Origin of the sequence: Microbulbifer sp. CNSA002, assembly GCF_047324085.1 — a bacterium.
Classification (GTDB): domain Bacteria; phylum Pseudomonadota; class Gammaproteobacteria; order Pseudomonadales; family Cellvibrionaceae; genus Microbulbifer.
In genome coordinates this window covers 5,035,001-5,037,500 of record NZ_CP172449.1, presented here as the reverse complement: position 1 = coordinate 5,037,500, position 2,500 = coordinate 5,035,001, and the positions used below count along the sequence as shown (strand labels likewise).

Sequence of the window (2,500 nt, the reverse complement as noted above, 5' to 3'; positions counted from 1 at the left end):
AAGCTGCGGATGCTCTTAGGAGCATGGTAGAGGAGCGTTGTGTAAGCCGTTGAAGGTGGATCGGGAGGTCTGCTGGAGGTATCACAAGTGCGAATGCTGACATGAGTAACGATAAGGGAGGTGAAAAACCTCCCCGCCGGAAGACCAAGGGTTCCTGTCCAACGCTAATCGGGACAGGGTTAGTCGACCCCTAAGGCGAGGGCGAAAGCCGTAGTCGATGGGAAACAGGTTAATATTCCTGTACTCGCTATTACTGCGACGGAGTGACGGAGAAGGCTAGGCCAGCATGGCGATTGGTTGTCCATGTTTAAGGTTGTAGGCTGGGGACTTAGGCAAATCCGGGTCCCTAAGGCTGAGAACTGATGACGAAGCCCACTTAGTGGGTGAAGTGGTTGATGCCCTGCTTCCAGGAAAAACTTCTAAGCTTCAGGTAATAGTGAATCGTACTCTAAACCGACACAGGTGGTCAGGTAGAGAATACCAAGGCGCTTGAGAGAACTCTGGTGAAGGAACTAGGCAAAATGGTACCGTAACTTCGGGAGAAGGTACGCCGGTTTTGGTGATGGGACTTGCTCCCTAAGCTGAGGCCGGTCGAAGTGACCAGGTGGCTGCGACTGTTTATTAAAAACATAGCACTCTGCAAACTCGTAAGAGGACGTATAGGGTGTGACGCCTGCCCGGTGCCGGAAGGTTAATTGATGGGGTTAGCTTCGGCGAAGCTCTTGATCGAAGCCCCGGTAAACGGCGGCCGTAACTATAACGGTCCTAAGGTAGCGAAATTCCTTGTCGGGTAAGTTCCGACCTGCACGAATGGCGTAACGATGGCCACGCTGTCTCCACCAGAGACTCAGTGAAATTGAAATCGCTGTTAAGATGCAGTGTACCCGCGGCTAGACGGAAAGACCCCGTGAACCTTTACTACAGCTTTGCACTGAACTTTGAGCCTATTTGTGTAGGATAGGTGGGAGGCTTTGAAGCAATGACGCTAGTTGTTGTGGAGCCGTCCTTGAAATACCACCCTGGTATGTTTGAGGTTCTAACTCTGGTCCGTTATCCGGATCGAGGACAGTGTATGGTGGGTAGTTTGACTGGGGCGGTCTCCTCCCAAAGAGTAACGGAGGAGTACGAAGGTGCACTCAGCATGGTCGGAAATCATGCAATGAGCATAATGGTATAAGTGCGCTTGACTGCGAGACAGACATGTCGAGCAGGTACGAAAGTAGGTCATAGTGATCCGGTGGTTCTGTATGGAAGGGCCATCGCTCAACGGATAAAAGGTACTCCGGGGATAACAGGCTGATACCGCCCAAGAGTTCACATCGACGGCGGTGTTTGGCACCTCGATGTCGGCTCATCACATCCTGGGGCTGAAGCCGGTCCCAAGGGTATGGCTGTTCGCCATTTAAAGTGGTACGCGAGCTGGGTTTAGAACGTCGTGAGACAGTTCGGTCCCTATCTGCCGTGGGCGTTGGAGATTTGAGAAGAGTTGCTCCTAGTACGAGAGGACCGGAGTGAACGAACCTCTGGTGTTCCGGTTGTCACGCCAGTGGCATTGCCGGGTAGCTATGTTCGGACGGGATAACCGCTGAAAGCATCTAAGCGGGAAGCCTCCTTCAAGATAAGATCTCCCTGAGGCCTTGAGCCTCCTGAAGGGCCGTGGAAGACTACCACGTTGATAGGCTGGGTGTGGAAGCGTTGTGAGGCGTTGAGCTAACCAGTACTAATTGCCCGTGCGGCTTGACCATACAACAGAGATGGTTACTAACGACTAGCTAAGCTAGCGGATTGTGAGTTAGAGACATACGATCGCTTGCGGTGTATTACTACAGATTGTTTTACCGACTTATTTGGGGTTATCGCCGGTCAACAATATGACCAAGGCAAACAGCGATAACACGGCAGGCCAAGCACATTGCTTATAAGACCAACGCCAACCCAAGCCAGTTTGCCTGACGACAATAGAGTTGTGGAACCACCTGATCCCTTGCCGAACTCAGAAGTGAAACGCAACATCGCCGATGGTAGTGTGGGGCTTCCCCATGTGAGAGTAGGTCATCGTCAGGCTTCTAATCCGAAAGGGCCACCCAATAGGGTGGCCCTTTTTTTATGGTTGAAAAATATTTTTAAAGAAGCAAAAAACAAAAACAAAAAATAAGAAAGGGAAAGAAGAGAGACGCGCTGCGTGCAAAGTCATAGTGGTTTGAGCCTGTGGCTCTCACCCTCGGAGTGACCTTCGGCAGGCTAAACCGTCACCAGCTGTCAGGTTTCTAATAAAGAAACCTACACCAGCTGCACTGCCGGGGTTTTCTTTTTAGGGTGCGGTAAATATTTTCACTATCTCGCGTGCCTGCGCTGCTATGTGAGCCGTTCATAAATCCGGAGTCATGCACCGCAGGCTGACGAGAACTGCCCGCCTACAGTGTGGGTCCAGTATTTCCGATAACTTGCAAAAATAGCTCTAAATAAATTAGTCAGTTTCCACTCCAAAAAATAAACCCCT

At 51.0% G+C, this 2,500-nt stretch carries 2 rRNA genes (1 of these 2 only partly in view); both read left to right on the top strand.

Annotated elements, in window-relative coordinates:
- A 23S ribosomal RNA gene (locus tag ACG1BZ_RS22230) occupies nt 1-1,745 on the top strand (it extends 1,137 nt beyond the left edge of the window).
- Nucleotides 1,746-1,948: 203 nt separating this feature from the next.
- Nucleotides 1,949-2,064, top strand: a 5S ribosomal RNA gene (gene rrf / locus ACG1BZ_RS22225).
- Nucleotides 2,065-2,500: the final 436 nt, after the last annotated feature.